5 protein-coding genes are annotated in these 5,300 nt (G+C 64.6%); all 5 read left to right on the top strand.

The annotated features are described in order from the left end of the window. Positions 1–230 precede the first annotated feature (230 nt). The gene (locus tag PVW46_RS15090; protein WP_043137215.1) at positions 231–815 is read left to right on the top strand and encodes an ANTAR domain-containing response regulator; all 585 of its coding nucleotides are present in this window, start codon (positions 231–233) and stop codon (positions 813–815) included. Then, positions 812–1,984: an ABC transporter substrate-binding protein gene (locus tag PVW46_RS15085; protein WP_069210900.1), complete on the top strand. Its 1,173-nt coding sequence runs from the start codon at positions 812–814 to the stop codon at positions 1,982–1,984. Before PVW46_RS15090 ends, PVW46_RS15085 begins: the two co-directional genes overlap by 4 nt. A 278-nt stretch (positions 1,985–2,262) precedes the next feature. Then, a complete protein-coding gene (locus tag PVW46_RS15080; RefSeq protein WP_069210901.1) occupies positions 2,263–3,627 on the top strand; it encodes a CmpA/NrtA family ABC transporter substrate-binding protein in 1,365 nt (454 codons plus the stop codon). 103 nt (positions 3,628–3,730) lie between these two features. Then, positions 3,731–4,813: an ABC transporter permease gene (locus tag PVW46_RS15075; RefSeq protein ID WP_069210902.1), complete on the top strand. Its 1,083-nt coding sequence runs from the start codon at positions 3,731–3,733 to the stop codon at positions 4,811–4,813. Positions 4,814–4,818: 5 nt separating this feature from the next. Continuing rightward, positions 4,819–5,300: ABC transporter ATP-binding protein (locus PVW46_RS15070; RefSeq protein WP_274576450.1), on the top strand; the 482-nt coding region annotated here is incomplete at its 3' end.

Raw genomic sequence — 5,300 nt, 5'->3', positions numbered from 1 at the left:
CCAACCAGGCGCCGCAGTCGCTGCTGTCGCTGTTCCAGGGCTGACCCGCCCCTGAGGTTTTTCGGTGCCGCAATGGCTTTGCTCTCGAAGGGGCGGCGCATCTGCGCCGCCCCTTTGCCGTTTTCGGATGAGCGCAAAAGGTTGCCCAATTTTTGGGCGTCATGCCGGGTCGGCGGGCATCCGGGGGCGCCCGCGCTTGCCCCGCGCGGCGCCAGTGGTGAAAAGACCTCATGTCGGATCGGATCACCATCGTCGTCGTCGAGGAAGACCGCGAGCGCGCGATCTCGATCGTCGATGCGCTGCGCGCCTCGGGCCCTTATGACGTGCATGTCATAGGCAATGCGTCCAGCCTGGCGCGCCGGATCGGCGCTCTGGCCCCCGATGTCGTGCTGATCGACATCGACAACCCGACCCGTGACATGCTTGAGGAACTGACGTTGGCCTCCGGCCCGCTGGAACGTCCTGTTGCCATGTTCGTCTCGGGTGCCGCAAGCGGTCTGGCGCGAGAGGCGGTCGAGGCGGGCCTGTCGGCCTATGTCGTCGACGGGATGCAGCCGGATCGGCTCAAACCTGTGCTGGACGCGGCCATCGCCCGGTTCCAGATGATGCGCCAGATGCGCCGGGAACTGGCCGAGACCCGCCGTGCGCTGGAGGAACGCAAGGTTATCGACCGCGCAAAGGGTCTGCTGATGAAGGCGCGCGGCATCGAAGAGGAAGAGGCCTATGCCCTGTTGCGCAAGGCCGCGATGGACCAGGGGCGCCGCGTGGCCGACGTGGCCGAGGCTCTGGTCACGGCATCGGGGCTCTTGTCATGAAGATGGTCAGGCTGCCCACGGCATTTGTGCCGCTGGTTGACGCGGCACCACTGATCGTGGCCGAGGAGATGGGGTTTGCCCGTGAAGAAGGAATCGCGCTGGATCTGATCGCGGCGCCCTCGTGGTCGTCGGTGCGCGACATGCTGGCCTTTGGCCGCGTGGATGCGGCGCAGTTGCTGTCCCCTGTGCCCGTCGCGATGGCTCTGGGGCTGGGCGGGGTGACACAGCCGGTGTCGGCGGTCTCAGTCCTGTCGGTCAATGGCAACGTGATCGGCGTCAGCCGCGCACTGGAGGACCGGCTGCGCGCCTCGGGATACGGGTTCGATTTCCATGATGCGGCAGGCGCGGCCCGCGCCCTTGTCGCCGTTGCGGATCGGCCGCTTGTCTTCGGCGTGCCTTTCCCTTTCTCCATGCACGTCGAACTGCTGCACTACTGGCTGGAGTCCTCCGGCCTCGCCGAAAAGGGGTTTGAGGTGCGCACCGTGCCGCCGCCGCTCATGGTGCGCGCCCTCGCCGAGGGGGACGTGGATGCCTTTTGCGTGGGCGAGCCCTGGGGGTCAGCAGCGGTCGAGGCCGGGGCCGGGGCGCTCTTGCTGCCGGGCAAGGCGGTCTGGTCCTTTGCGCCGGAAAAGGTGCTGGCCGTGCGCACCGACTGGGCCGAGACAGAACCTCACCTGCTGGGCAAGCTGATGCGCGCGGTCTGGCGGGCGGGGCGCTGGCTGGATGCGCCGGGGCACCGCACCTCGGCGGCAGAGATCCTGGCTCAGAAACCCTATCTCGACCTGCCGTCCGAGGTGGTCGATCGCGCCCTTTCCGGGCGGCTGACGATTTCGAGCCATGCCGAACAGCGCCTTGTCGATGGTTTCGTCGCCTTCCACGAAGGGGCTGCGAATTTTCCCTGGCGCAGCCAAGCCAAGTGGATCGCGCATCGGCTTGCCGGGCGCCTGGGGCTGGACGAGGCCCAGGCGCGCGCGCGGGCGGCAGAGGTCTTTCGCAGCGATATCTACCGCGCACAGATGGCTTCCACGGGGGCCGATCTGCCCGGTGCGTCCGAGAAACTCGAAGGCGCGATTCGCGAGGAAACCGCCGTCGCCTCGCGGAAAGGTGGTCTGCTGCTGCCGCCAGATGCGTTCTTTGATGGGCGCGTTTTTGACCCTGACCGCATATGATGCACAATTATGCGGCAGTGCAGCGTGCCAGTTCGGGTGATTTCCGAATCTGGCGCCGCAGTGCAGCAGAAAAACGTTGCCGCGCCCCAGATCGCTGACGCAGGATAAACCCATCGACGTGCAATGGCGTACGTCGCGCGAAATACCTCCCATAGACCGGGATCATCCGAGCAACGCCGCTCACTCTTTGTCTGTCACCGGACAAAGCGTGTTTGCGGCTTTTTGTCTTGCCCGGCGTTTCGTGAAGGACCCGGGCCCCTGGAAAAGGAACCGACCTCATGAAGTCTTTCCTCCTCGGCCTCGCGGCCACCACCGCCCTTGTCAGCCCCGCGCTGGCGCAGATGCTCGAGCTTGAAAAGGACGAGCTGACCTTCGGCTTCATCAAGCTGACCGACATGGCGCCGCTCGCCGTGGCCTATGAACAGGGCTATTTCCTCGACGAGGGCCTCTTCGTCACGCTGGAGGCGCAGGCCAACTGGAAGGTGCTGCTGGACGGCGTGATCGGCGGGCAACTGGATGGTGCGCACATGCTGGCCGGTCAGCCGTTGGCGGCGACCATCGGCTTCGGCACCGAGGCGCATATCATCACCCCCTTCTCGATGGACCTGAACGGTAACGGCATCACCGTCTCGAACGAGATCTGGGACCAGATGAAGCCGAACATTCCGCATGAAGACGGCAAGCCCGTCCACCCGATCTCGGCCGAGGCGCTGGCGCCGGTGGTCGAAAAGTACAAGGCTGAAGGCAAGCCCTTCAACATGGGCATGGTCTTCCCGGTTTCGACACACAACTACGAGCTGCGCTACTGGCTGGCTGCGGGCGGCCTGCACCCTGGCTACTACAGCCCCGAAAACATCACCGGCCAGATCGGCGCTGACGTCCTGCTGTCAGTGACGCCGCCACCGCAGATGCCTGCCACGTTGGAGGCCGGCACAATCTACGGTTACTGCGTGGGCGAGCCCTGGAACCAGCAGGCGGTGTTCAAGGGCATCGGCGTGCCGGTCATCACCGACTACGAGCTGTGGAAGAACAACCCCGAAAAGGTATTCGGCATCACCGCCGAGTTTGCCGAGGAATACCCCAACACCACGCTGGCCGTGACCAAGGCGCTGATCCGTGCCGCCATGTGGCTGGACGAGAACGACAACGCCAACCGTCCCGACGCGGTCGAGATCCTGTCGCGGCCCGAATACGTCGGCGCCGATTATGACGTGATCGCCAACTCGATGACCGGCACCTTCGAATACGAGAAGGGCGACAAGCGCGACGTTCCGGACTTCAACGTCTTTTTCCGCTACAACGCCACCTATCCCTTCTACTCGGACGCGGTCTGGTACCTGACCCAGATGCGCCGCTGGGGCCAGATCGCCGAAGCGAAGCCGGACAGCTGGTACGACGAGGTCGCGCGGTCGGTCTATCGTCCGGACATCTACCTGGAAGCCGCGCGCATTCTGGTCGACGAGGGGCTGGCGAACGAGGCGGATTTTCCCTGGGACAGCGATGGTTACAAGGCGCCGACCCCGGCCTCCGACATCATTGACGGCATCCCCTACGATGGCCGCACGCCCAATGCCTATCTCGACAGCCTGCCCATCGGTCTGAAGGCCGATCAGACCGTCGTCGGAACCGAGGTCAAGGGCTGACGCCCGGGCTTTGGACCTAGCCCGGGGCGCGTCTTTCACTCCCTGTTACGCGCGCTCCGGGCGCAGACCCCCACTCCCTCCCTCCGATCGAGGACCGCAAGACATGACCACCGTCGACCCGAATTTCTCCGACAGCGCCGCCAGAGAGGCCCGGCGCGCCCGCCTCTTCACCCGCATCAACGCCGCCGACAAATGGTTCCAGGTGCTGGGGCTGAGCTGGGTCACGCCCGCGCTCAAGGCCGCCGCAGGCGACAACCCAAGGGCGCAATTGAAGGACCTTTGGCGCCTTCTGGGTGTCCCCTTGCTGGCCATAGCCGGGTTCCTGCTGCTCTGGGGCACGCTGGCGCCGCAGGTACAGACCTCGCTGGGCGCCGTGCCCGGCCCGGCCGCGGTCTGGGAGGAGGCGGTGAACCTGCACGCCGATGCCGGGGCCAAGGCCGCCAAGCGCGAAAAGTTCGAGGCGATGGTGGCCAAGCGCAACCAGAAGTTCATCGACGCAGGCCAGCCGGAAAAGGTCAAGGACATCGCCTATACCGGCGCGCCCAGCTACTACGAACAGATCTGGACCTCGATCAAGACGGTCTTTTTCGGCTTTTTCGTCGGCACGGTCGTGGCCATTCCGCTGGGCATCATGGCGGGGCTTTCGCCCACCGCAAATGCCGCGCTGAACCCGCTGATCCAGATCTTCAAACCGGTCTCTCCGCTGGCTTGGCTGCCCATCGTCACGATGATCGTCTCGGCGGTCTACGTCACGAATGACGGGCTCTTTGCCAAATCCTTCCTGATCTCGGCGATTACCGTCACACTCTGTTCGATCTGGCCGACGATCATCAACACCGCGCTGGGCGTGGCCTCGATCGACAAGGACCTGGTGAACGTCTCCAAGGTCCTGAAGATGAACACATACACCAAGATTACCAAGCTGGTGCTGCCCTCGGCGCTGCCGCTGATCTTCACCGGACTGCGGCTAAGCCTCGGCGTCGGCTGGATGGTCCTGATCGCGGCAGAGATGCTGGCGCAGAACCCCGGCCTGGGCAAATTCGTCTGGGATGAGTTCCAGAACGGGTCCAGCCAGTCGCTGGCCAAGATCATGGTCGCCGTCTTCACCATCGGCATCATCGGCTTCCTGCTGGATCGCGTGATGTTCGCCCTGCAGTCCCTCTTCACCTTCTCGAACCAGCGGTGAGCGACATGGCAGTGATCGATTTCAACAATGTCTCCAAGAGTTTCGGCGAGGGCACCCATGTCACGCCGGTGCTCAAGGACATCGACCTCAAGGTGCAGGACGGCGAGTTCCTGGTGATCCTGGGTTTTTCCGGCACCGGCAAGACCACGCTGATCAACCTGATGGCCGGGCTGGAAATGCCCACGCAGGGCAGCGTTTCCTTTCAGGGCAAACCCATCAAGGGACCGGGCCGTGAACGCGGGGTGATCTTTCAGAACTACTCGCTGATGCCCTGGCTGACGGTCGAAGGCAATGTACGGCTGGCGGTGGACACGGTTTTCCCGGGAATGCCGCGTGCCGAAAAGGCCGCCAAGGTTGCCCACTACGTCCAGATGGTCGGCCTCAGCCATGCCGCGACGCGCCGCCCGGCAGAACTGTCGGGGGGCATGCGCCAGCGGGTGAACGTGGCCCGCGCGCTGGCCATGTCGCCCGAGGTGCTGCTGCTGGA

It is taken from the genome of Mameliella sp. AT18 (genome assembly GCF_028807275.1).
GTDB lineage: Bacteria > Pseudomonadota > Alphaproteobacteria > Rhodobacterales > Rhodobacteraceae > Antarctobacter > Antarctobacter albus.
Note: the sequence above shows the minus strand (reverse complement) of the source record. Positions and strands in the feature narration are given on the sequence as shown.

What these genes read in the sequence shown, in the direction of transcription:
- PVW46_RS15085 (WP_069210900.1), top strand. Translation starts at nt 812, where the DNA reads ATGAAGATGGTCAGGCTGCCCACGGCATTTGTGCCGCTGGTTGACGCG.
- PVW46_RS15075 (WP_069210902.1), top strand. Translation starts at nt 3,731, where the DNA reads ATGACCACCGTCGACCCGAATTTCTCCGACAGCGCCGCCAGAGAGGCC.
- PVW46_RS15080 (WP_069210901.1), top strand. Translation starts at nt 2,263, where the DNA reads ATGAAGTCTTTCCTCCTCGGCCTCGCGGCCACCACCGCCCTTGTCAGC.
- PVW46_RS15090 (WP_043137215.1), top strand. Translation starts at nt 231, where the DNA reads ATGTCGGATCGGATCACCATCGTCGTCGTCGAGGAAGACCGCGAGCGC.